18 protein-coding genes and 2 tRNA genes are annotated in these 25147 nt (G+C 63.1%); 9 read left to right on the top strand and 11 right to left on the bottom strand.

Annotated elements, in window-relative coordinates; genetic code table 11:
* The 6 genes from HMPREF3115_RS32745 to HMPREF3115_RS32030 all read right to left on the bottom strand — a co-directional run.
* The coding region (locus HMPREF3115_RS32745) for a ShlB/FhaC/HecB family hemolysin secretion/activation protein (protein ID WP_371089507.1) at nucleotides 1–912 on the bottom strand (912 nt) is incomplete at its 3' end.
* A 67-nt stretch (nucleotides 913–979) separates the two neighbouring features.
* Nucleotides 980–1300, bottom strand: coding sequence for a hypothetical protein (locus HMPREF3115_RS30155; RefSeq protein WP_080559133.1), 321 nt, complete (start codon nucleotides 1298–1300; stop codon nucleotides 980–982).
* Entirely contained in the window at nucleotides 1300–11571 is a 10272-nt protein-coding gene (locus HMPREF3115_RS24455) for a hemagglutinin repeat-containing protein (protein ID WP_070556446.1), read from the bottom strand. The genes HMPREF3115_RS30155 and HMPREF3115_RS24455 overlap by 1 nt, the downstream gene beginning before the upstream one ends.
* 1128 nt (nucleotides 11572–12699) lie before the next feature.
* Nucleotides 12700–12776: transfer RNA gene (locus HMPREF3115_RS24450), tRNA-Arg, on the bottom strand.
* A 167-nt stretch (nucleotides 12777–12943) separates the two neighbouring features.
* Nucleotides 12944–13774 (bottom strand): undecaprenyl-diphosphate phosphatase, encoded by an 831-nt coding sequence (locus HMPREF3115_RS24445; protein WP_006400994.1) that lies wholly within the window; start codon nucleotides 13772–13774, stop codon nucleotides 12944–12946.
* A 233-nt stretch (nucleotides 13775–14007) separates the two neighbouring features.
* Entirely contained in the window at nucleotides 14008–14115 is a 108-nt protein-coding gene (locus HMPREF3115_RS32030; RefSeq protein ID WP_190972317.1) for a UDP pyrophosphate phosphatase, read from the bottom strand.
* A gap of 155 nt (nucleotides 14116–14270) precedes the next feature.
* Between HMPREF3115_RS32030 and HMPREF3115_RS24440 the strand changes: the two genes are divergently transcribed.
* The 5 genes from HMPREF3115_RS24440 (at nucleotide 14271) to HMPREF3115_RS24420 (ending at nucleotide 19756) form a co-directional block, all read left to right on the top strand.
* Entirely contained in the window at nucleotides 14271–15185 is a 915-nt protein-coding gene (locus HMPREF3115_RS24440; RefSeq protein ID WP_070556444.1) for an aldose epimerase family protein, read from the top strand.
* Between the two features lie 132 nt (nucleotides 15186–15317).
* The gene (locus HMPREF3115_RS24435) at nucleotides 15318–16010 is read left to right on the top strand and encodes a peptidoglycan DD-metalloendopeptidase family protein (RefSeq protein ID WP_006400996.1); all 693 of its coding nucleotides are present in this window, start codon (nucleotides 15318–15320) and stop codon (nucleotides 16008–16010) included.
* 365 nt (nucleotides 16011–16375) lie between these two features.
* Nucleotides 16376–17995 carry an acyl-CoA synthetase gene (locus HMPREF3115_RS24430; RefSeq protein ID WP_059938668.1) on the top strand — a complete coding sequence of 540 codons (1620 nt, stop codon included), beginning with the start codon at nucleotides 16376–16378 and terminating at the stop codon, nucleotides 17993–17995.
* A gap of 65 nt (nucleotides 17996–18060) precedes the next feature.
* Nucleotides 18061–18384, top strand: a complete 324-nt coding sequence (locus tag HMPREF3115_RS24425) for a DUF2288 domain-containing protein (protein ID WP_006405071.1) — start codon at nucleotides 18061–18063, stop codon at nucleotides 18382–18384.
* A 10-nt stretch (nucleotides 18385–18394) separates the two neighbouring features.
* Nucleotides 18395–19756, top strand: a complete 1362-nt coding sequence (locus HMPREF3115_RS24420; RefSeq protein ID WP_070556442.1) for an MATE family efflux transporter — start codon at nucleotides 18395–18397, stop codon at nucleotides 19754–19756.
* A gap of 4 nt (nucleotides 19757–19760) precedes the next feature.
* Here HMPREF3115_RS24420 and HMPREF3115_RS31735 read toward each other — a convergent pair whose 3' ends face one another.
* On the bottom strand, nucleotides 19761–19937 hold the full coding sequence (locus HMPREF3115_RS31735) for a hypothetical protein (protein WP_175773793.1): 177 nt from the start codon (nucleotides 19935–19937) through the stop codon (nucleotides 19761–19763).
* Between the two features lie 132 nt (nucleotides 19938–20069).
* On the opposite strand from HMPREF3115_RS31735, the gene HMPREF3115_RS31730 reads away from it, so the two are divergent.
* Nucleotides 20070–20240, top strand: coding sequence for a hypothetical protein (locus HMPREF3115_RS31730; protein WP_006401002.1), 171 nt, complete (start codon nucleotides 20070–20072; stop codon nucleotides 20238–20240).
* Between the two features lie 214 nt (nucleotides 20241–20454).
* On the opposite strand, the gene HMPREF3115_RS24415 is transcribed toward HMPREF3115_RS31730, so the two are convergent.
* Nucleotides 20455–21261 (bottom strand): GNAT family N-acetyltransferase, encoded by an 807-nt coding sequence (locus HMPREF3115_RS24415; protein WP_006401003.1) that lies wholly within the window; start codon nucleotides 21259–21261, stop codon nucleotides 20455–20457.
* A 149-nt stretch (nucleotides 21262–21410) separates the two neighbouring features.
* Nucleotides 21411–21872 (bottom strand): SixA phosphatase family protein, encoded by a 462-nt coding sequence (locus tag HMPREF3115_RS24410; RefSeq protein WP_006401004.1) that lies wholly within the window; start codon nucleotides 21870–21872, stop codon nucleotides 21411–21413.
* Between the two features lie 159 nt (nucleotides 21873–22031).
* Between HMPREF3115_RS24410 and HMPREF3115_RS24405 the strand changes: the two genes are divergently transcribed.
* From HMPREF3115_RS24405 to HMPREF3115_RS24390, 3 genes are all read left to right on the top strand, one after another.
* Nucleotides 22032–22108, top strand: a tRNA-Pro gene (locus HMPREF3115_RS24405).
* A gap of 18 nt (nucleotides 22109–22126) precedes the next feature.
* Entirely contained in the window at nucleotides 22127–22504 is a 378-nt protein-coding gene (locus tag HMPREF3115_RS31725; protein WP_175835777.1) for a hypothetical protein, read from the top strand.
* A gap of 399 nt (nucleotides 22505–22903) precedes the next feature.
* Nucleotides 22904–23869, top strand: a complete 966-nt coding sequence (locus HMPREF3115_RS24390) for an IS110-like element ISBcen8 family transposase (protein WP_070556440.1) — start codon at nucleotides 22904–22906, stop codon at nucleotides 23867–23869.
* A 222-nt stretch (nucleotides 23870–24091) separates the two neighbouring features.
* Here HMPREF3115_RS24390 and HMPREF3115_RS24380 read toward each other — a convergent pair whose 3' ends face one another.
* Together HMPREF3115_RS24380 and HMPREF3115_RS24375 are read right to left on the bottom strand one after the other, a co-directional pair.
* Nucleotides 24092–24340, bottom strand: a complete 249-nt coding sequence (locus HMPREF3115_RS24380) for a CsbD family protein (RefSeq protein ID WP_070556436.1) — start codon at nucleotides 24338–24340, stop codon at nucleotides 24092–24094.
* Between the two features lie 328 nt (nucleotides 24341–24668).
* Nucleotides 24669–24800, bottom strand: a complete 132-nt coding sequence (locus HMPREF3115_RS24375) for an entericidin A/B family lipoprotein (protein WP_035948185.1) — start codon at nucleotides 24798–24800, stop codon at nucleotides 24669–24671.
* Nucleotides 24801–25147: the final 347 nt, after the last annotated feature.

Raw genomic sequence — 25147 nt, 5'->3', positions numbered from 1 at the left:
GATCGAATAGAAACCGTTCCAGCCGTGCGAACCTAGGCGCTTGTCTCCGAATTCAAGGTCTTGGCTCACGCCGATGTTGAAAATGTCGTTCAGCCCGAGCGGATTGTCGATGCCGAGCGACAGATTGCCTTGCAGCTTGCCGGTCGCGCGCGTCCCCGAGTTGTCGATCGATGCTACAACCGTCCAGGGCTTGCCGCGCTTCACGTCGAGCACGACGGCGCTTTCGCCCGGTACGTCGGCCGGCACGATCTGCATCGACACGTCCTGGCTCGTCACGCGCTTCATCTGCTCGAGGCCCTGCTCAAGGTCGCGCAGGTTCAGCAGTTCGCCGTCGCCGTTCGGGAAGGCAGTCTTCCAGGTGCCGCGGAGCTTTTCGTCGGCGAAGCGGACGTAGCGGATCATGCCGGGGATCAGCGAAAGTTTGAGCGTACCGGTCGATAAGTCCTGCTCTGGAACGAGCACCCGCGTAGTGACATAACCTCTTGCCAGAATTGCCTGTGACAGCCCCTTGATCAGTACGTCAATACCTTGTTTGCCAACGCATTGACCAGCGTAGTGGTCCAGCCATTCCCGGGCGAACGCAAAGCGATCCATCGGTAAGGCGGATGCGCCTTCGGCCTTCGCTGAGTCGGGCAACGAGGCCGGAACGTCGAGCGTGAAGCGGTCGATAGGAAAACATGGCGCTTCGGTGGGAAGTGCTGGATATGCTTCATTGCGCGGCAATTCAGAACGAATTGAAGGCGCGCGCACCGCCGCGTCGCGTTGCTGCGCGTCGCGTTGCTGCTGTGCCTGCCGATCCTGCGCCGCGTTCGCCCGCGCGGCGGCGGCCTGATCAGCAGGCATCGGGACCTGCTGAGCCGACACAGCAACCGACATCAACGTTGTGATCGACAGCGTCGGCAGCCCCTTCATTATCTTCATTTTCCATCTATCCCTGATTCTGCCTAATCTCCATACAACCTATACGGGCCTTCTATTCTTAGTCGTATTTCAATTCCAATGAAAATCTTCCTTTATCCACATCAACAACAAGGATGAACAATTTCCATTTTGGTTGATTTTGCGAGACGAAAAATCGACGATGCTCAACTAACAATTCCAATAACCTACTGTTAAGACTAGCACTACCCAAAAACCATGAAGAATCTCCATTCTTCGCGATGGCATCAAACTCGAATTGCGCCTGATCGTCGTCGTCCGCGAGTTGCGCTCGCATAACGATCGAATGCGATCCCGCCGGAGCGGCGTCATAAAGCAGCTGGCCAATCTCTTTACATATATCAACATCTCGGCTGTCCATTACCTTCCTCCAGGCGAATTCCTAAAATACTGCTGCGCCGGTCGACCATTGCCTACTACGTACGTGATGTTAAACCCTTCAGGTCTTCGACTATCACCTTGGTATTGCGGTTCGATCGAAACCTTCACTTGCTTTCCCGCACTCAGCGCGTCGGCCCAACTATTCTCCAATTGCTTCCATGCTCCGCGATTCAAGTTTGAATCCATTGGAACTATGTTTAGCTTCTCTCCAGGCCCGTTCAATATGGTCGCGATCAAATGACCGCCATCATCTCCACTATCTCCTTCACGCCCCGCCTTGACCTGTTGGTAACCATTTCTATCCTTTGTCAACAAGGACAGGTCACCATCGACTCGAGTTACCCGTGCTAGGGAATCAGTTTGATATACCTTCGAATCGTCAACGTTATAGACCGTATTGGGCTTCGGATTATTCAGTTCAGCATTCCAGTTGGATTTCCCACCAGAAACGACTTTGATCGTACGAAGAGCGCCGGCGCCCACTGAGGTCAGTGCCCCCGCGGCTCCCGCGCCAATGCCGGGCGCAGCGCCGATGCCTAGCTCAGCAATCAATTGCGACCCTTGCAGAGACTTGAGCGCATCCATCCCCGCATAGCGAGTGTAGCTCTGAAGTGCCGACGTGCGTAAAGACATCAAGTTTGTGTCGGCTGCCTTAAGATTGAGCAGCTCGTCCGTCTCTGCGGCCGACAAGCCACCGGTATCCCGAAGCTTTTGTTGCAGTTGATTTTCTCGAGCCGAGTATTCGACTTGCTGCTGTCGAAGATCAGTCAATGCAGCCTTACAAGCGTCCGCGCTCGCGCAGCTCTTCGCTTTTGCTTCGTTATCTTCCCAAAGCTTGGCGTACCGCTGTTGCACCTTCTGCTGGCATGCGCTCGGGTCCGCAGCCGTCGAACAGCTGACCTTCGCCAACGCACGTGCCGTCTGCTGCGGTTGAGTGAGGAAGTTGTTTTCGACTTCCGTTTGGGCAGCCGTGGTCGCAGTCGTCGCGCTTACACCGCCGACGGCGGCAACACCTGCGACGATGCTTGAAATAAGGTTACCCTTGGCCTGTTTCTCAGTTGCAGTTTCGTTCGGACTGTCGGCGAACAAATTGCTCAACAGGCTGGCCGAGGCTGCGCTCATTGCGCCAGCACCGCAGCTCTGGCTGCTCGCTGCCGCTCCCGCACATGCAACGATCGCATGCATTGCCGCATGTAGCGGACTCCCTTCCGTTACCGCTCCCTCCTTGACAAGGTCACCGATATAGGCCGCGCCCTGCTGCTGCAGGTAATTCACAATGCCTGCCTGAACAAATTGCCCAGTGCTGCCTGTGACGTTACCGCCCGCAGCAGCCGTCAAGGCAGACAACACCTGACGATAGCTTCCTCCCGGTCCCCAATCCGCCATCAGCTGGTCCGCTTTCTGTTCCGCAGCAGCACGTTGTTCAGGCGTCAAATCAAGATTCTTCGACGCCTTTCGCGCGGCATCCGCTTCCTTCATCCGGTTGTCTACAAACGTACCAACCTGATTGATGAACTGGCTCGTGATGTCGAATCCGGCCTGAATTTTGTCCTTGTCGAAAATCGGCGCAAGAGCGCCGCCTGTGTTGGACGTATCACGATTGACGCTAGCAACCGTCTCATCGGCGGTCTTCCCGGTGAGCTGTTGTTGCTTGGCGTTGTCGGTAATCTTGATCGAGCCACCACTGATCCCGCTACGCGTGGTCGAACTCGCGTCATCCGAAGCGCTCAACGCAATGGGAGGTGTGGCCGACAATCCGCCACGATTCGGAAGATCCGTGCCAGCGACGGGATTGACGTTGTCCGCCGTGCCTTTCTGATTCTTCCCGATCGTGCCGCCGTAGCCACCCGAAATCCCGACCGACGATGCATCGTACGATGCGTGATTCTGAATATCGCTATACGTGAGCGTCGCAGTCGTCAAGCTGTTCACGCCGTCCTGAACAGACTTGTCGCTACTCGCGATCACTCCGCCCTTGAGGTCGGTGTTGCCCTTTACATCGACCTGATAACCGGCATCGCCGGCCTTGATGCCTGACTGCTCAGCAACCGCCGCGTAGTCACTGTGCATCTTCTGCTGACTAATGTTGCCTGAGACGCTGGACGACCCGGCGCAAATCGGCGGGACGCATACGCTGACCGACACGCCAGCACTTTGCTGCTTGGAGTCGTAGTGGTCGGTATTCTGCAGGCTCTCGATATTCAGATTGCCGCCCACATCGGCGATGACTTGCTTACCGGACGCAACGGCGCCCTTGAGATTCGTATCGCCGCCCGATTCGATCGTCAGCGTATTGCCGGCCGTCACGTGCGTATTCGACCATGTGGTCGAATCGCCGTTGGCGTTACCCCGATTGCCTGCCACGCCGGCTGTGAACGCAATACCATTCTGCTGGCCGAAACCAATCGATACACCCACGCCAAAACTGCCGCCACTGTTGGTTGAATGCAGACTGCTCGTACTCTCGGCAGCTTGCAGGTTCACCTTGCCGTCCGCCTTCAGCTTCGTGTCATTGCCCGCCGAAATCGTGCTGCCGATCACATCAATGTCGCTGTTCGCACCTGCGCCCGTCGCCGTGATCGATACATTCCGGCCTACCGATACCGTACTGCCGACCGCCGTACTTGCCAGCGCCTGCGATTGGTTATCGCTCTTGCTCGCGCCGAGGGAAATATTGATGCCGACAGACTTCGCGGTTGTCGCCGGATCGCCTCCACCCGTTGCATCGTAGGTGTTTTTCGCGGCAAGACCGGTTGTCACTGCAGCCAGTGCCGTCAGGCGCGCATCGCCTTTGGTCTTTCCGGCCGCCTCAATCATCTGTTTGCCAGTTTGCGCCAGCGCGATCACCGGGCTCGACAAGCCCACCGTCACACCGGCTTGGCGGTATTGCTGTTGCTCGGCCTGGCTCATCGTGTCATACGCGGAATCTAGCCTGACACCTTTGCCCGTAATATCGACATCGTTACCGGCATGCAGAATCGCCGCTGTACCGTTTACATTGTTACCGGCCGCTATCGACAGGTTCCCGTCGAGCGAACCGATTGAGCTTGCATTGTTCGTCACGGTTGCGGATTGTTGACGATCCGTCATGGACCGCGAGCCAACCGTCACCGACATGCCACCGTTCGACAGCAAGCCGGATTCCTTTTTCTCGTAGTAGGTCGACGATTGAACCGTGTCCTGCGAGGTCTTGATGTTGACGTCCCGCGCGGCCGACAGCAGCACATCGTTCGTGCCGACGATATTGCTGCCCGTCACGTTGATGTCCCGCCCGCTCTTGACCGTGACGCCATCCGCGGAAATCGAGCTGCCCACGCTATAGCTCGCAGTCTGATCGATCCCGCTCGCAACCTTCGAACCGCTGACGACGTTGCTGTGGCTGTGCGTTTCGTGCGAGTTGTATTCGCGTGCCTCGGTCGCCGCGCCCACATTCACATCGCCCACCGCCAGCAGATTTGCATTGCCCTTCTCCAGGCTGATCGCACTGCCGCTTAGCGTAATGTCCTTGCCTGACACGATATTGATCGAGTTGCCAGCGGTCAGCGTCGTGCCTGCCAGCGTCTGGCTCGATGAATGCAGCGTCTCCGCATAGCTTCGACTGCCGTCGTCGCCCGAGCTGTTCGCGTTCACCGTCGATGTCGAACTCGCCGTTCCTAGCATCACATTGCCCTTGGCGGCAATCGTCCCCCCTTGGCCAAGGTCGATCTGCGCCCCCTTCGCCGTCAGGTCGCCGCCGACTACGACGTTAGACTGCCCACCCACCTTCACCGAACTCCCGACAACGCTATTGAGATCCGTGTTCGACACGCCATTCGCACGCTGCACGATCTTGTGCTCGCCGGTCTGCACCGCACCGAGATCCCAGTTACCGCCGACGTTCATGCCGAGATTGCCGCCGACCGTCAGGCTGCCCGCATTCTGCTGGAAGTTTCCGCCGGTCTTGATCGATGCATCGCCGACGACATCGAGCTGCGCGACCGGTCCGAGCGTCGTCTTGACGCTGGTCGCACCGTCGCGACTTACCTGGGTACTGGTGTTCGTCGCGGTGTTCAGAACCAGGTCGCCGCCGGCATCCAGATTCAGGCTTCCAGCCTTCACCTTGGCCGACGTCAAATCGACCTGGCCGTCCGTCGTCAACGACATGAGTCCGCCGCTTTGCAGCGCGCCGAACGCGTTGTCGATCTGCTTGCCCTGGATCGACAGCGTGTTGTCGGCCTTCACCGTGCCGCTGTTCGTGAAGTTCTGCGCGTCCTTCAGATCGATGTCGGTAGCGGTGATCAGCGGACCGTTGACGTTCTGCTGATTCGCCTGCGCGAGATACACGACCGGCACGAGCACCGACTGGCCGTCGACCACCCGCGTCTCCATCATGATCACGTTGCCCGTCAGCTTCGATACCTGATCGGCGGACAGGCTCGCGCCGACCGGCAAATCCAGCGATTTCGCCAGATCGGCCCCGGCCGCCATCAGCGACTGGTACATCGTCTGCAAGTCGGTATACGGGCCGAGCACGGCCTTGCCCGTGAGCGCCGTCACCTCGTTTCTGACGAGCTGCTGTTCGTAGAACCCGTCACCGAGGCGCTTCGGGATGTGCGTCAGATCGACGCCGATCTGATTGAAAAAGTAGTCGCTCGACAGGAAGGTCTTCTGATTCGTGAACGCCGGGTTCGTCTCGATCACATAGCTCGCGTTCGGCGACGGGTTCGGCCTGTACAACCCGCCCTGTGGAATCGCGAGATTGTTCAACACGTTTTGCGCCGTCGCGCTCGCGATGATCGGGCTGACCGGCTGAACGGGCTTGCCCGTCACGCTCGCGCCTTTCGCGCCGGCACCTGACACCTGCCCCGTCACCATGCCGCCCGACGTTTTCGACACGGCGGCATTGCCGCTCAAGCTTCCAAACGTCAGACCCGGCACTTCCTGGCCGGGAAGCAAGCCGAGCGACGGAATCGATGCATTGCCCGCCGTGTTATTGATGCTGACGCCCGTGCCCGAGATCGTGCCGTTGGAGCCCAACGTCGAGTCGTAACCGGCAATCGCATACTTCTTGACATCGGCCGGCGCCGCCTGGGTGTAGCCGCCGGGACGGCTGCCGACGAACGGCATGTCGCCGAACGGCAGCGTCCAGTTGTGCTCGGTGTTGTCGTAGTTGTTGTAGTGGTAGTAGCCCGAATACGTGACGGTCACGGCCGGCGCCTGCTGACCGGAAGCCGCCCAGCCATCGCCGTCGTAATGCTGCGGCATGTCGACGTTCCCCACGGCCGTGATGTGGCTCCAGTAGTTCTGGAGGTTCCCGACCGTGGTCGCATTGATGCTGCCGCCGGAGACGATCTGACCGGCAGCACTCAGCGCCGTAATCGTGTTCGCGACTGCCGTGCCGGTATACGTCGTGTATTGATAGCTGCTGTTCCATTGCCCGCCGCCCGGCGGGATCGTATAGACGCCACCGGGCTGAGCCTGCAGTTGGGCGATAATCGGCGCCGGATCGTAGTCCGGATGGGCTGGATCCGGCGTCAATCGGACTCCCCCAACGTCCTGGCCGCTGCAAGCCTCCATGTGAATGGCCACACAGCCCGACATACTGATGCCCAGTTGCTCCAGCACGGCAGGGTCGATGCTCGTGGTCGCGCCCGATGTCTGCATCTGGCGACGCGTGTTCGTAACACGATCCGCATGCAGCTCCATGTCGCCGCCGGACTGGACCAGCGCCGACGCGTTGTTGACCACCGCCGCATTCGTGTAATTGCCCGCCGCGTCCTTGCCGCCGGCCAGTACGACTTTACCCATGCCGAAAATGGCAGTCGTCGCCATCGTGTCGGCGGACGACGTATCGTCCCGGTTTTCGATGTCGCGCGCGAGAATCTCGAGCGTGCCGTTGGTATCCGACGCGCCGATCAGCGCGGTCGGACCAACGTTCGAAACAGTATCTGTTGCGTTGAGCGACGTGCTGGCGCCGACGAGCGCACCTGTATTGAACAGATTCGCTGATTGCGTCCGCAACAGTCCACCTGCCGTCAGCGCGCCGACGTTCACGACGTTGCCTGCATTGACGCTCAGGTTGTTCACCGACTGCAGGTTCGCGTAGTTCGTGAAGGTGCCGGGCAACGTGAACGTGAGATCGTGAGCGACGTTGAACTGTGTGTCGGAAGTCGAAACATAGTCGCCCTGCAGATTCACATTCACATCGCGCGTCGCACTGTATGCACCACCGCCCAGCAGCGTCGCCGCCGACATCGTCAGATTGCGCGTCGAACTGACACGGCCGTTCGTGTTCGTGATCGCACCGCCTGTCGCCACGTCCACGTCGCCGCTCGTGTTCGCGACATTGCCGATCGCGCCGCCGCTGTTGTCAATGGCGTTTGCGTTCACATGCAGCGACCCGCCGCTGAGCTGACCGCCTTGCGTGTTACTGATCGATGCAGCGCCGATGGTGACATCGCCGTTGCCGGTGATTGCACCCATGCCCGATACGTTGCCGGCATGGCTGTTCGCGATCCAGGCCCCACCCTGGACGTTCATTCGGCCCGCACCGAGATCGACGATCGCGCCGTCCGCGTTGTCGAGCGACGCCGACCGAAGGTCGAGCGTACTCGTGTCGCCCGCCGTCGACTGGCCCGCCTGCATGTGGCCGCCGCGGTTGGATATTGCGCCGCCCGCCGTCAGCGATAGTGACGCGGTGGAGCGCAGCAGACCCTGCGTGTTGTTCACGTCGCCGCCGATCGTCGCGTTCACACCGTGTTGCGCGGCGAGGATCCCGTTCGCGTTGTTCCAGCTACCCGCGCTGACGACGGCCTGTCCCTTCGTTACGATGGTGCCCGACGCATTGTTCAGCGCGTTCGCTCCATTGCCCGGCGCGATCGTCAGCGTACCGGTACCGGCATGCGTGATCGTTCCGCCCGCATTGTTCAGCGCGCCAGGCTTGAGCGTGAGGTCGGTACTGTTGGTCTGGATCACGCCAGCCGACGAGTTGTCGAGTGTGCCGCTGACGTCGACGGCCATCGCCGACGTTCCGTATTGGGTAATCGAGCCGCTATGGTTCGTCAGGTTCGCCGCGGTCAACGCAAGCTGGTTTGCCTCCAGCCTGCCTTGGCTGTTATCGAGCAGGTTGCTTGCGTCCACAACGAGATTCGGTGCGACGATCGACCCTTGCTTATTCGTCATCGTCGCGGCCTGAATCGTCGCATTCGCGCTCGCACCGATTTGTCCGGCGTCGTTGACGAGCATACCGGCGGTCACGCCGAGGTCCGTACTGGACAACAATTTACCGCTCGCGTTGTTCAGCGTTCCGCTGACTTCCGCCGTCAAGCCGTTCTGTGCAGTGATCGAACCTGCCGTGTTGTCGAAGGTCGCCGACCGGGCGTCGATCCGGCCATTGCCGACGATCTTCCCGCCCGCATTGCTGATCGCGTTCGCCCCATTGCCGAGCGTCAGCGTGCCCGTCCCGACATGCGTGATCGTGCCGCCATCGTTGATCAGCGTCGCAGGAGACAGCGTCAGGTCGGTACTGCGGGTCTGGATCACGCCGCCCGCCGAATTGTCGATCGTGTCGCTGACATCGACGTTCGTCGCCGACGCGCCATACTGCGTGATCGTCCCGTTATGGTTCCTCAGATTCGGCGCGGTCAATGCGAGCTGATTCGCCTCCAGCGTGCCTCGACTGTTGTCGAGCAGTTCGCTCGCACTCATGCTCAGCGTCGAAGCGGCGATCGACCCGCCGCTGTTCGTCATCGATCGGTTCTCGATCGACGCATTCGTATTCGCGCTGATCCGCCCGCCGTCGTTTTTCAGCGTACCGCCCGCGATGTCGAGGTCGGCATTGGACAGCAGCTTGCCTCCGGTGTTGTCGAGTGTGCTGCCGACGGTAGCCGCCAAGCCGGTCTGGCTGCTGATCACGCCAGCCGCATTGTTCAGCGTTCCGGTTCGAGCCGCGACACGTCCATTGCTGATGACGGTACCGCCCACATTCGACACTCGGCCCGTCCCGTTATCGATGGTCAACGTCCCGTTGCCGGCATGCGTAATCGTGCCGCCGTCGTTGACGATGGCCGCCGCCCCGAGCAACAGGTCGGTACTGTTGCTTTGCAACGTACCGCCGTTTGAATTGTCGAGCGTGCCGGACACGTTCGCGCTCATCGCGGCCGTGCCAGTCTGCGTAATAGTGCCGCCGTGGTTCACAAGGTCGGTCGCGTTGAATGACAGTTGCGTGGCCTGCACGGCGCCGCGACTATTGTCGAGGGTCGTGCCCGTCAATGTGGCGGTCTGGCCGGCGATCGAACCGCCATTGTTGGTCAGGCGCGTGCCCGCATCGACCGCCACCTTCTGTGCGGCCTGCAAAACGCCATTGGCATTGGCGACCGATTGCCCGGAGACCTGCAGGTTTGCATTGGATGTGATCCTGCCGTGGTTCGCGACATTGCCGCCTTGCACGGTGACGTCGCCATTGCCACCAATGACGCCGCCCTGTGCGCCGTTCGCGGTCGTGCCTGCCGCATTGGTCAACTCACCGCCGGTCGTCACTGTCAGGCCATCGCTGTTGAGCGATGTGATCCGGCCCGCCGTGTTGTCCAGCGACGCGCCGGCTATCGTCATACCGGCTGCGCTCTGGATGGTCCCTCGGTTGTTCGCGATGGCTCCGCCACGCACGGCCACCGTGCTTTCGGATACCAGTTCGCCGGACTGGTTGGCGATCTGGCCTGCGACGTTGACCGACAGCTGTCCCTGCGACGACACCTTGCCCCCCTGGTTCGACAGGTTGCCGCCGGTCAGCGTCGTGCTGCTGCCGCTCGACAGGCTGCCGTGGTCGTTGATCACGGTGCCCGATGCGTTCGCCTGAATGGCGCCTTGCGCGCTCGTCGTCGCGTTCGACAGATTCACGTCGCCGGCCGTCGCGTTCAGCGACAGATTGCCGTTCGCGGCGATCTGGCTGCCGGCGAGATTCACACTGCCGCCCGTCAGCGATGCGTTACCGCCCGCTACATTTTGGCCGGTCGCGGTCAGTTGGCCCGACGCGGTCAGGTTCAGGTCTCCGCTGTGCGCGACCGAACCGTCGTTGTTCACACCCGCGCCGAGCGTGCCGGTCGAGTTGATGCTGCCGGCATTGACCGTCGCATTCTGCTGCGCCGCGAGCGTCCCGCTGTTCGTCAGATCGGCCGCAGTGTTCGCCGACAACGATTGCTGCGCATACGTGGTACCGCTATTCTGGATGCCGCCCGAGGCCGACATCGCGAGGTTGCCGCTTGCCGTGGTCTTGCCCGCGAGCACGAGCCGGCCGTCCGATTGCAACGTCAAATCGCCTGCCTGCGCCGCGATCGTCCCTGCGTTCGCGACACCCACGCCTGCGGAGTTGCCAACCAGAAACACCCTATTGGCATACATCCCGCCTAACTGAGCCACGTCAATCGCGACGGCAGGAGCGGGACCGTCACCGGCGATCTGCGTCGCGGCAAGCGTGTCGTGATTAACCTGGTTCGTACCGGCGATTACATTCAGGTTCTTCGCATAGATCGCGGCATTAGCCTGTACAGCACGGGCGATGATGTCGGTCTGATCGACCGTGGACGCATCGAGCCCCGCGCCTTGCACGGTCACGAGGCCGCGATTGACATTGAAGCCTGTCAACGACCCGTCCGCGCCAAATTGCGGCACGCCAGTTGTCAAGACCGCGCGCGAGGTATTGATGAACCCGCCACCGTCCACGACGATACCCGCTGGGTTGGCCAGCACGACCTCCGCACGGCTGCCCGCGATCTCCACATATCCCTTGATCTGGCTAGCCGCCGTGCTGTTGACCTGGTTGACGATGATGCGCGCCGCCTGCCCCGCACTCAAGTTCGGGTTGCCGTTGATATAGCCGGCCTGCTGCGTGTTGACGATCGTCGACGCGTTGTTCAGGATCGCACCGTTCTTCTGAACGTCGAACTGGCTATACGTGTTCAGCGACACGCCAGCAGCGCTCGGCTTGTTGATGTTGACTTGCGGCAAGCCGTTGGGTGTCTGCACTACTGCGGGCGCCTGAGGCCCGGCACCAACGATTTGTGCATTCGCCCAGATCGGATTTGCGCCGGCTGCGACCAGCGCGCCGAACGCGGCGACACGCAATGCGAAGGCCGCTGCCGGATGCCCGCCGCCCCGCTTTGCGGCACGGCGAGTCTCGCCCGTATTTGTTTTCCCCGTCCTGCCGGCCGTCTCTTCGACTGCAACCAGCATACCGCGCACGCGGCTGTACACCAGCCGATATTGGTTCTTGTTCATGATTTTTGGTCTACTCGCGATTTTTTGTTTCGATCCGCTCTCACGGCATCGAATATCGCTGGAATCTAACTGAAACGTAGAAAGTCAACGTCAAAGAACGTCAATCGTTGCCCGCTTGAAACAGTCGTTCGCGCCGAAGCTCCAACACGGGCGCTCGCCCCGGCTACCCCGACCGTGGCGAGTTGCATATTGCGTCGTCCGCAACTATGGGCGCCATTGTAATGGCAATCCGGGCGAATATTACCTCACCCATCATCTCAAAAATCCCTAACAGAAGTGCGAGGGCGAATTGGCGCACAAACGATAATCAACTTTCCTTCAACCACATATCACCTTTCTGAGCACGGCCAGCTACGGCTACTCCGTCGATGCATTTCCGCATCGACGCACTTCATTCAGGAGTTTCCGTGATCTCTAATTCCCCTACCTATGCGCTAATCAGGCTGAGCCTTGCGCTCGTCGCCATGTTCGCGGTGGGTTTCTATTGGCTTGCCACCAAGGACCGGCCGACACGTCGACACGCCCCGTTCGCTCCCCCGCGAGCTCACAGTGCTGGCCGGCCCCCGTTTCGTCGACGTCGATAAATTCGATGAACGGAAGGCTTTCGCGCCGTATCCCAATCCCGCTGTCCACGCCGCACATGAGGCCAGGGCCGAATCGGGCGATAGCCATCCGCCGTTCAGTCAGCGCGAAGAACGCGCCTATGCACCCCCTAGGACCGAGGCTCGCCACGACTTGCAACAATGCGATTGAATCGTTGACGCGCGAGCCGGACAAGCCGATCCGGCGCCGGCAAAGACCACCGCGCCGTCGTCACCCAATTCAGCAATCCGCTGTCCGCGTTGTCTGTCCCCGCGTATCGACACGCGCACTCGTGCCTTCAAGGCGGGCAGCACGATCGGCAGCGTTGCGGGGCAACGGGCAGACTTTCCGCTCTTGTACTGTCATGGCCCTTTAGCAATCAGAGGCGCAACCGGCTCGGCATTGCAAGCGTTTGTACCTGAGAGCAGCGGTTCACATGGATTGGTTGCGATCCGCGTTGACCACAAATACGTACACGCATGCCTACACGAGCACGCCTGGAGAAAATGGGGAATTTGAAAATATCAGCCAAGACACTGACTGTATTGGCCCGCCCTGCAGGATTCGAACCTGCGGCCTACGGCTTAGAAGGCCGTTGCTCTATCCAACTGAGCTAAGGGCGGTCGATGGAAAAATGACACGGCTCGCGACACGGACCGCATTCGCCCGAAGCCCCGAATGACCGACACCCTCCATTCGACGCCCCGAAACAAAACGGGCCCGGCATGAAGCCGAGCCCGAAATTATACCCGATCACCGCGCAATATCGAGCGCGATCGGCGTCGCGGCATCACACCGGCTGCCCATGCAGCATGAACCATCCGAAGCAGAACAGCCCCGCGATCACGCAATACACGCCGAACGCCGCGAGCCGGCCGCGCCCTTCGAAATAGCGCATCAGGAATCGCACGCTCAGATAGGCCGCAATCGCGGTCAGCACGCCGCCGAGCAACGCGTCGGCGAGCTGGTCGCGCGCATGGAACAGCTTCGGCAGTTCGAGCACGCCCGCCGCGAAGATGATCGGCGTGCCGAGCAGGAACGAGAATTCCGCGGCCTTCTCCGCAGTCAAGCCGGCCGCGTTGCCGGCGATCATCGTCAGGCCACTGCGCGAAAAGCCCGGAATCAGCGCACCGATCTGCGCGAGACCGACGAAAAACGCCTGCTTGAACGTCAGCTTCTCGGGCGCCCGATGCGCGCGGCTGCGCTGAATGCGATCGCCGATCCACAGCAGCACGCCGTTGACGATCAGTGCGATCGCAACGATCCGCAGATCGTGGAACACGCGTTCGATGCGCTTCTCGAGCAGCAGCCCGACGATGCCCGTCGGGATCGTGCCGATGATCAGCGCCCACATCAGATGCCCGTCGTCGTTCTTGCGCCCGCCGAGGTGCGCGAAGAACCCGCCGATCAGCGCGATCCAGCGCGCGCGGAAATACCACAGCAGCGCGAGCGCGGTGCCCAGATGCAGCGCAACGAGAAACGGCAGCAATTGCGGCGCGTGCTTGTCGATATGCATGCCGAACAGCGCCGGCACGAGCAACGTATGGCCGAGACTGCTGACGGGGAAGAGTTCGGTCACGCCTTGCAGGACGCTCAGGAAAACCAGAAACCAGAGACTCACGCGTCGGTCCTTTCAGTGGAGATGGAGCGGGAAGAAATGACGGACGCTGCAGTGCGCGTCCGGGAAAACGCGCCCCGATTATGCCGAGCGATAATGACTGCGCCAAGGCATTTGGCCGCTTGGGGCGGCAATGCACACAAACGCTTGCATTTTGTAAGTCTCTGGAAAGCAAAAGGCCCGCCAATTGCATGGCGGGCCTTTCAGATTCGAAAGAAATCTCGGTCGGATCTCGATCAGCGCCCGAGCTGATAGAAAAACAGAACGGTGCTGCCGGTGAACATGCCGAACAGTGCGATGCCCATTGCCATTGCCAGATCCATGGCGCCTCCTCGAAGTGTCATGACCCGGCAATCTCACCGGTGTATCGAAATTATCCAGAAACCGGACTTTGTGAAAAACTCGCAATTTCCCCGAGAAGGGTTTTCCCGGTCGCGCGGGCGCCCGATAATGTCACGCGCCGTCGCGGCGTCCGTTCATTCGTCCATTTCGATCCGCCATGCCCATCTTCCAGCAACACGAGATTCACGAACTTCATGCCGGTCCATCCGTCGTCCGCGTCGCACCGCAATTCGGCGGCCGCCTGCTGTCGTGGGAGCTTGACGGCGAGCCCGTCATCTTCTGGCCCGACACCGCCGACTGGAGCCAGCTCGCGCGCGTGCGCGGCGGCAATCCGCTGCTGTTCCCGTTCCTCGGCCGCCATCGCGTCGACGGCGAACTGGGCCGCTGGCGCGATGCGGCCGGCGTCGTGCGCGATCTGCCGATGCACGGCTTCGCGCGCGATCTGCCGTTCGCCGCGCAGCCGTCTGCCGACGGCGCCGCGATCGCGATGACGCTCGAAGCGGATGCAGCGTCGCGCGCCGCCTATCCGTTCGATTTCCGCTTCGAAGCGACCTACCGGCTCGCCGATGCGCACACGCTAGACGTCGCGCTGACGACGACCAACCGCGGCAGCACGCCGCTGCCGTACTACGCGGGCCATCACTTCTATTTCGCGCTGCCGCACGGCGAGCGCGCGACGACGACGCTCGAACTGCCGCCGACGCACCGCCGCGAACAACTCGCCGACGGCTCGATCAGCGCCCCGGAGCAAGGCGACGCGCGCTACACGCTCGACGATCCGCGCATCCATGACCGCTTCCACTGCCTCGACCGCACGCCGCCGTCGACGCCGGTGCGCATCGACATGCCGGGCCGCGGCCGCGTCGTCGAGATCGCGCTCGACGTGCCGGGCTCGATCCCGTGGTACGCCGTCACGACCTGGACGGAAAAGCCCGAATCCGACTTCTACTGCGTCGAGCCGTGGCTCGGCCTGCCGGACGCGATTCACAACGGCTTCGGCCTGCGCATGCTCGCGCCCGGCGCGACCGAAACGGCGGTGCTGCGCATCCGCGTGCTGCCCCGCGCGAGCTGACGCGACGCTGCGTCGCACGGTTGCCGAACGCACTCGCGCCCGCCCAAACTGCGGCGCGCGGGTCGAACCCGTTAAAATCTGACGTTTTGTGTCGCCTGCCGCGTGATGCGCGGCAGCGTTTTGCGAGGTTCAATGTTCGGAACAACAACGAAACGACTCATCGCGGCCGGCTGCGCCGCCCTGCTCGTCGCGTGCGGCTCCGCGCCGGTCGGCCCCGGTTTCTACCGCGTCGAGCGCGGCGATACGCTGTACAAGATCGCGCGTGCCAACCGCCAGTCCGTCCAGAACATCGTCCGCTGGAACCAGATCTCGAATCCGGACGCGATCGAAGTCGGCCAGGTGCTGCGCGTCGCGCCGCCGCCCGGCACGACGACCGCGTCGACGACGGGCACCGGCACGGCCGGCCGCAGCCGTCCCGCCCCTTCCGCACCGGTCGAATCCGCGGTGAAGCCGGCCACGAGCATCTCGCTCGTCTGGCCTGCGCCGGGCAACGTGATCCGCAGTTTCGACGGCGCGAAATCGAAAGGCATCGACATCGCGAATAGCGCAGGCACGCCGGTGGTGGCGGCTGCGCCGGGTGTCGTCGTGTATGCGGGCAACGGCTTGCGCGGCTACGGCAATCTGATCATCCTGAAGCACAACGCCGATTACCTGACCGCGTACGCGCACAATCGCGCGCTGCTCGTGAAGGAAGGCCAGTCGGTCGCACAGGGGCAGACGATTGCCGAGATGGGCGATAGCGACAGCGATCGCGTCGCGCTGCATTTCGAACTGCGCTACGGCGGCCGTTCGATCGATCCGGCACGCTATCTACCGGCGCGCTGAGCACCGGCCGCCCGTACGCGATGCAATGCGCATCGCGTGCGTTCGCGTCCGCGATCGGGACAAGTCGAGTCAGCGTTTGCGCAGACGTCCGGTGAAACGGCCGGACAGCGGATCGACATGGCGGGCGAATGCCACCAGTGCGCCGATTCCGATCAGGCTGAACCCCGCAGCTATCAGAAGCAAATCCATGGTCACATCACTGTTTTGTCGTGATCTTATGCGCGTTTGTCGAATCGTGCACTGGACCGCCGCCCTCCGGCGAGTTCGCATAATCCCTACATCAGACGCCGTTGTCGTTTCGGGCGCGTGAAAAGGCGATGTAATCTACGTGTCCAATTCGACGATTCACGCCGAGGAGACTTGCGATGCTGCCCGCCGCCGATCGCTACGACGACCTGCTCACCCGCTTCCGGTGGGCGATTCCGGCGCACTACAACATCGGCGTGGACGCATGCGACAAGTGGGCGGACGGCAGCGGCCGCCTCGCGCTGATTCACGAAACCGCGGACGGCGACGTCGCGCGCTTCACGTTCGACGACCTGAGGAACGCCTCTAACCGGCTCGCGAACGCGTTCGCGCGTGCGGGGCTGCGCCGCGGCGACCGCATCGCGATCTTTCTCGCGCAGGGCCCGGAAACGGCCGTCGCGCATCTGGCCGCCTACAAGCTCGGCGCGATCGCGGTGCCGCTGTTCACGCTGTTCGGCGCCGATGCACTCGAATACCGTCTCGCGAACAGCGAAGCGGCCGCGCTCGTCACCGACGCGGCCGGCTACGCGAAAATCGCGCCGCTGCGCGATCGGCTGCCGGCGCTGCATACCTGCTACTGCATCGGCGCCGACGCGGCGGACGCGCCGGGCGTGCTGCGCTACGACGCGGCACTCGCGGCCGAATCGCCGGAATTCGCGCCGGCCGACACGGCCGCCGACGATCCGGCGCTGATCATCTACACGTCGGGCACGACCGGCAAGCCGAAAGGCGCGCTGCATGCGCATCGCGTGCTGCTCGGCCATCTGCCGGGCGTCGAGATGTCGCAGCAATGCTTTCCGCGCGACGCGCGGCTGTTCTGGACGCCTGCCGACTGGGCGTGGATCGGCGGGCTGCTCGACGTGCTGCTGCCGTCGTGGCATCACGGCGTGCCGGTGCTCGCGCGCCGGTTCGAGAAATTCGACGGCGATGCGGCGTTCGCGCTGATGGCGCGGCACGGCGTCACGCACGCATTCCTCCCGCCCACCGCGCTGAAGCTGATGCGCGCGGTGGAGCGGCCGCGCGAGCGCTACGCGCTGTCGCTGAAATCCGTCGCGAGCGGCGGCGAATCGCTCGGCACCGAGCTCACCGAATGGGGACGCGACGCGCTCGGCGTGACGATCAACGAGTTCTACGGGCAGACCGAATGCAATATGGTGCTGTCGTCGTGCGCGGCGCTGTTCGAGGCACGGCCCGGCACGATCGGCAAGGCGGTGCCCGGTCACACGGTCGCGATCGTCGACGCGCACGGCACGCCGCTGCCGCCCGGTGTCGACGGACATATCGCCGTGCGTCGCCCCGATCCCGTGATGTTCATCGAATACTGGCGCAACGCGGACGCGACGCGCGACAAGTTCGCAGGCGACTACCTGCTGACCGGCGACACGGGCGCGATCGACGAGGACGGCTTCGTGCGCTTCGTCGGCCGCGACGACGACGTGATCACGAGCGCCGGCTACCGGATCGGCCCGGGCCCGATCGAGGACTGCCTGCTCACGCATCCTGCCGTGCGGATGGCGGCCGTCGTCGGCGTGCCCGATCCGACGCGCACCGAGATCGTCAAGGCCTTCGTCGTGCTGAACGACGGCCATGTCGGCGACGATGCGCTCGTGCAGGCGCTGCAGGCGCACGTGCGCACGCGGCTTGCCGCGCACGAATATCCGCGCGCGATCGCGTTCGTCGACAGCCTGCCGATGACGGCGACCGGCAAGATCGTGCGCCGCGCGCTGCGTGACGCGTGATCGGCGCACGGCCCGGCCGGCCGGATGGTTTATAGTGGCGCACACGCAGTTTTTCGAAGAATCCGATGTCCTCCGAACACCACTCCGCCGCGGGCGCGTCGCATAGCCCGCTGTACGCCAAACTGCTCGGCGAGACCGCCAAGATCGACTGGTGCGATCTCGAGCGCTTCTTCGCGCAGGGCAAGCTGCTCGCCGTCGCGCGCGATCTCGATCTCGTCAGCGTCGCCGAAGCGATCGCCGGCGACGACACCGATCAGGTCTCGCGCTGGCTGTCGGCCGGGCTCGTCGCGCGCATGCCGGCCGAAACCGCCAGCGACTACGCGGCGCGCAACCCGGAACTGTGGGCGGTCGTCGTGTCGCCGTGGGTGTGCGTGCAGGAACGCGCCTGACGCGTCCGCCATGTCCGATTCCGCTTTACCGCGCGGCACGGCCGTCTCGCACCGGCGCGTGCTCGCGCTCGCGTTTCCCATTGTTCTCGCGAATCTGACGCAGCCGATCCTCGGCGCGGTCGACACGGCCGTCGCCGGCCACCTCGACGGCGCGCAGTATCTCGGCGGCGTCGCGCTCGGCGGCCTGTTCTTCAACTTCGTGTTCTGGGGCTTCGGCTTCCTGCGGATGGGCACCACCGGGCTCGTCGCGCAGGCGCACGGCGCCGGCGACACCGACGGCATCCGGCTGAACCTGCTGCGCGCGCTGATCGTCGCGTTCGCGCTCGGCGCCGCGGTGCTCGCGCTGCAGGTGCCGCTGCTGTCGTTCGCGCTGCGCGCGCTCGGCGGCAGCGACGCCGTGCAGACGACGGCGCTCGCCTACAGCCATGCGCGCATCTGGAGCGCGCCGTTCGCGCTCGCCAACTATGTCGTGCTCGGCTATCTGCTCGGCGTGCAGCGCGTGCGGCTCGCGCTCGTCGCGCAGGTGTTCATCAACGCAGTGAACATCGGCGCGGTGCTGCTCTACGTGTACGGATTCGGCTGGGGTATCGCGGGCATCGGTGCCGCGACGGCGACCGCCGACACCTGCGGGTTCGCGCTCGGCGCCTGGCTGCTGTGGCAGCTGCGGCCGCGCGGGCTGCCGCCGCTCGCCGCGCGCGCCCTCGCCGATCGCGCGGCGCTCAAGCGCCTCGTCGCGCTGAACCGCGACATCTTTCTGCGCACGCTGTGCCTGCTCGGCGCATTCGGCTGGTTCGCGCATCTCGGCGCGAAACAGGGCGACGCGACGCTCGCGGCCAATGCGCTGCTGCTGAACTTCCAGACCTTCATGGCGTACGGCCTCGACGGTTTCGCGCACGCGGCCGAAGCGCTCGTCGGCGCGGCAGCCGGCGCGCGCGATCGCGCGGCGTTCCGGCAGGCAGTGCGCATCACGCTGTTCTGGTCCGTGCTCGGCGCGCTGCTGTTCGCGCTCGTCTACTGGGCGGCCGGCGGCTGGATCGTCGCGCGCCTGACCGATCAGGCCGAGATCCGCGCCGTCGCGCTGCGCTATCTGCCCTGGGCTGCGCTGTCGCCGATCGTATCGGTGTGGGGGTTCCTGCTCGACGGCGTCTTCATCGGCGCTACGCAGACGCAATCGCTGATGCGCGCGATGATCGTGTCGTTCGCGACTTTCGTCGCGGCGACGTTCGCGGCCGTCGGCACGTTCGGCAACCACGGCCTCTGGTTCGCGCTGCTCCTGTTCATGGCCGCGCGGGGCGTGACGCTCGCCCGCTACCTGCCCGCGCTGACGCGCAAGATCGGCGGCGACGCGCACGTCGCAGCGGCCGCGTCCTGACCGGTCACTGCGCGGCGGGCGGCGGCGGTTCGCCGAGCATCGACGGCGGCGTCATGTCCGTCGGCACGCCGTGATAGTCGACCGGATCGGCCGGAGGATGCCCGCGACGGGCCTGACGGGGATCGCTTGCGCAACCGGCAAGCAGCGACGCGGCCAGCACGGCCAGCGCAAAACGGATCATCGGGTCGACTCCGGAAAGCGGCGCGCCCGCTGCGCGCCGGACCGCCGAGTCTAGCGGATTTCCGGCCTACGGGTCGCGCGCACGATGTCCTACTATGTAGCCATGGCGCTGTGCCGTAGAAAGGAGGCTGCCATGTCCTCTGAAGAAATTGCCGGCCTGATCGGCCTGCTCATCGGCTTGATGGTCCTTGCCGCGCTGTCGTATTTCGAATCGCGCGAATACAAGCGCAGCCACGGCGGCGAAGGGATGATCCATCACTGGATGGCCGAACACCATCTGCTGGACTGGCGGCGCAAGCACTAGGCTAGCCGCCACGCCGATCCGTCCGCCGCGCCGGCGGAACGCTTCCGCGCTTTCGTCGCGCGGTGCGCGCCGTTTGTGTGCGCTTTAGAAAGGGGCCGGATCCTACGGCCTTACGTACCGACAAACGAACGCCGTCACGCGGGCCATTGCCGCGCGACGGCGTTCGTTTGTCCGCGCCCGCTCGCCCGTGACGAGCGTCGCGTGAGTCGTCCGCTCAGCCGAGGAAATGCCGCGCGTAGCGCGCGTTGATGTCGGACAGTCGGAACAGCGTCAGGAAATCCGCGCAGTTGAAGTCGGGATCCCATGCGGGCGCGCCGCAGATCTTCGCACCGAGGCGCAGGTACCCCTTGATCAGCGGCGGCGGCGCGACGACGGTGCCCGTCTGCAGTTCGTCAACCGGCAGCGGCGTGTGCGGGAACGCGCGATATTCCGTTGCGGTCAGCGCGCTGGCCGGCAGCGACTGGTAGAGATTCGCCGCGTAGTGGCCGCCGTCGGCCATCGACACGCTGGCGCAGCCGAGCATCGTCTCGTAGCCGTTCTGCATCATGTACGCGCCGAGACCGCCCCACAGCGCCATGATCACGGCGCCGCTGCGGTAGTCGCTGTGCACGCACGAGCGGCCGACTTCGACCATCTTGCCGCGCAGGTGCGTGAGACGCGACAGATCGAACTCGCCCTCCGCGTACAGGCGGCCGACACGGGCCGCCTCGTGCGGCGGCAGCACGCGATACGTGCCGACGACCTTCAGCGTGTCGAGATCGCGCACCAGCAGATGGTCGCAGTACGCGTCGAACGGGTCGACGTCGAGACCGGCGGGCCCGCTGACCTGCGCGCCCATTTCTTCGGCGAACACGCTGTAGCGCAGGCGCTGGGCTTCGCGCAGTTCGTCTTCCGTGCGCGCCCACGCGGCGCGCAGGCGGTACTCCGATGTGACGGTTTCAGCAGCGCGCGGCAGATGGCGCCGCGTCGAATCGAGGGGAAGCGAGGCAAAAGGGAGCGTAGGCGTCGGCAGTTCTCGCATTAGGCTTTCCTGGTCGTAAGGAAGAGGACGACATGCCCGCCAATGTAGTAACCAGCCATGACCGTTATGTGGCACGACCGTGTCCGTTCAATGACGTGTCGCCGAATTGACTTTAGCAGAAAGCTTGCAGAACCGTATGATCTAACCCTTCAAACGAGTTCCGGCGACAGCACCGCGCGCAAGATCGCCTGGCGGTCGCCGCCGCGCGAGCGGCTGGCGATCCAGACGATTCCGCCCTTCTTGATGCTCCAGCTGTCGTCGCTGTCCGCGATCAGCCGCGCCGCGACGCTGCCGAGCGTCGGCTGGTGGCCGACGATCATGACCGTCGGCGCGATGCCGTCCGGCCAGCCGGCCGCGGCGAGCACGTCGTCGACGCTCGCGTCTGGCGCGAGCGCGTCGACGGTCCGGTACTGGTCGGTTAGCGCCTCGACGGTTTGCACGGTGCGCGCAGCCGGGCTCGCGAGGATCACGCTATTCGTCTCGAGCCGGCCGCGCAGCCAGCGCGCCATCGTCTGCGCGTCCTTGCGGCCGCGTGTGGTGAGCTGCCGCGCGAGGTCGTTCGCGGCGTAATCTTCGGCTTCGGCGTGGCGCCATAGGATCAGGTTCATCATCGTTGCGCTCCTTCGATCGGTGGTGCCGTTGTGCGGGAATCGCGGATCGTGCGGTCCTGCCGGTACTTTAGCGCCTGTACGGGATTCCATCGCGACGACGACCGCTTGCACGATTTGATTGACCCGGTGCGTCGTTCGACGATAGAATCGCCGATTCGTCGGAGCGTAGCGCAGCCTGGTAGCGCATCTGATTTGGGATCAGAGGGTCGAAGGTTCGAATCCTTTCGCTCCGACCAAAGGAATCAAGGGGTTACATGCAAAAGCGTGTAACCCCTTTTTCTTTGTCTGGCGTGAGTGTGCGCCATTCACTTCGCCACGACGTCGCGCGCCATGCGTCCGATCAGCGAAACGAGGCCGGCACGAACGATTGTCGCGAGAAGCGCCGCGGCCCCAGAACCGCGAAGCTCGCCAGCACTACCGCGATCGCCGCGCCGGTCGATCCGCCGAGGCTCGGCAGCGGCATCGGAGCATGCCCTGCATTGCTGCTGCCGGAAATCCGCCCCGTCATTCCGACGACGTGGTTCGACGCGGACAGTTCAGCCCGCGTCGCCGCCATCCGCGCGAGCAGCGCACGTCGCTGCGATTCCGGCGCATCGGCCGACGCTCGTGCCTTCATCCCAGACTCTCCCTGATAGCCCGAACGTCGCGCTGCAATTCCTCTCTCAGTATCGACAAGGTGCCGCGTCGCGCGCTGAGGCGCACGGTGATGAAGGAACCGATGGACGCGAGTATCCAGAACGCGGCGACGGCCCACGCAGTCTCGGTGAGGTACGGCGTCCTTGCTGCGGTGACGATCGCCGCCATGCACGCGAATGCGAGGCCGAACGTCGCGCTTGTATGTTCAGTACTGACCAGTACGGTAAAGTCTGGTGGTAGCCAGACGAGACCGTGCAGTTTGCCCCGCGCTTGGGTGTTGGAGCCCGTGACTGAGTACAAAACGCACGGTTGCCGTGCTGGTCTTCCTGAAGCCCGAACGGTTACGCGCGCCATTTACATCGAGTGCGCATGTACAAGCATGGGATCCGAAGATCATGTCTGCTCCTTCTGCCGTAACGGTCGGCATTGACGTCGCAAAAGCTCACGTCGATGTTTCCGTACTGGGTGCCAATCTGGACATCCGTCGATTCAACAACGATGCCGAGGGCCACTCGGCCCTGGCTGTTGCCCTTCAGTCGCTGAACGTGCAGTTGGTCGTGATGGAGGCGACCGGTGGCTACGAGACCGAGCTGGCGTGCGCCTTGCAAGGTGCGGGTTTGCCGGTCGCTGTCGTCAACCCTCGGCAAGCACGCGATTTTGCCCGCTCGATGGGACGTCTGGCCAAAACCGACGCCATCGACGCACGTATGCTTGCCGAACTGGCTTCCGTGCTACTGCGTCGGGACGATCTGTCCCGCTTGCTACGTCCCGTTCCCGACGAGCGGCAGCAGTGGCTGGCTGCACTGGTGACCCGGCGGCACCAACTACTCACCATGCTCCTTTCGGAGCGACAGCGGCTCCAGATCACGCCGGTTGGTCTGCATCCAAGTCTGCTGGCTATCATTGCCGCCATCCAGGCACAACTCGATGACATCGACGCTCAGATGGTCGCTCATGTACGCCAGCACTTCGGTGAACTCGACCGCCTGTTGCAGCCCACACATGGAATTGGCCCGGTATCCAGCGCCTGCCTGATCGCAGAACTGCCCGAATTGGGCCGGCTCAATCGCCGTCAGATTGCAGCCCTCGTTGGCGTCGCTCCCATTGCTTGCGATTCCGGCTTACGTAATGGGCGACGACGGGTTCAAGGTGGCCGCTTCGCGATCCGTCGCGTGCTGTACATGGCTACATTGACTGCAACACGCTACAACCCCGCCATCAGAGCTTTCTATCAACGCCTGGAGGCCGCCGGCAAACTGTCCAAGGTCGCGCTTGTTGCCTGCATGCGCAAGCTCCTAACCATGCTCAATGCCATGGTCAAAGCCAACACGCCTTGGGACGATTCACTTCATCGGGCTTGACTCGGAAGACGGTTACTCAGTCCGACGACCGCATAAAGGACCATGTCGCGCAAGAACGACTTCCTCGCGACTTCCAGCTCGATCGCTGCGAGCGTGGCGTAGTAAACCAGACGCGCCGCGGAGAAGTGGGCGCTGTTCTGCCATCGTCTGACTCTCGAAAACAAACCCATGACGAGCTCCCCTGAAGACTCCCGCATGCGCCTGCCGCTTCTCTACGGACGATCAGCGCTTCGACCACAACGTGCCGATCAGGAAGCCCACTGCGGCCACCGCCGCCAGCGTCGCGAGCGGGTTGCGCGATGTGACGTCGCGCAGCTGTTCGAGCGCTTCGCCGTAGGTTTCCTGCACGCCGCCGATCACCTGGCGAGCCACTCCGTCCAACTGCATATCGGCGCTGCCCGTGACGTCGCCTACCGCCTCCTGCGCCTTGCCCGCCACCTTTTGCACCGTGCCCGTCGTCTTTTCGAACATGATCGACCTCCTGGTTTATTTAGGATAACCGGATACATGGACGCCATCGGCTCGTTCCATCCCGAGAGCCAATCGCCATCCCGTATCGCAGTGTAAAGACGTCGGGCTCGCTGCATCATGTTCAAATGCGCCAGCCCAGATAGTGCATTTGCACGATCGCCGCCCGCTCTGCGGAATCCGCTGCGGTCAGTGACGAGGTAGAAGGAGGTGAGGCGGCGCAACTGGGGCCGCAATTTTCCGGGCAGTTCGGGCTGCGGCCCGCGGAGCCGCTGCCCGAAACACTACATCCGCTGCATCATCGGCAAATCGAGCCGATGTACAGCGTCTGTCACTTCGCCTGTTCGGCCGTGTTCGTAATGGCCTTACCGCCGGCCGATACATCCTGCCCGGCACCAGCGATCGTATTGCAGCCCGTCAACACAACGGTCAGAGCCAACACCATCATTGCGATCTTTGCCATTTTCCTCTCCATGTCAGTGTGATTTGCAGTCGCACTTCGTCCACCTGCTTCACCTTCCTTCCACGGCATGACGATGCGTCGCTGCCGACGCCTGGACGTAACGTGCCCGTCAGCCGATCTGGCGCCGGCGCCGCATGGCAGCCGCGACACGAAACATCGCCATGCCACCGTCGAGACACGTACGTTCGCTGTCCTCCTCGGACGTACGCGCGACGCGGAAGGCCGCGTTATTTATAGCACATCGGCCTAACACCAATATTTGAACAATAATTCTCGAAATTATTTAATTTATGAAGCGAGACTCCATTCTCTCCGCAATCAGACGTCAATCCGCCTGTATTTGCCAT

The sequence above is a fragment of the Burkholderia sp. HMSC10F09 genome (assembly GCF_001806955.1).
Lineage (GTDB): Bacteria > Pseudomonadota > Gammaproteobacteria > Burkholderiales > Burkholderiaceae > Burkholderia > Burkholderia multivorans.
Note: the sequence above shows the minus strand (reverse complement) of the source record. Positions and strands in the feature narration are given on the sequence as shown.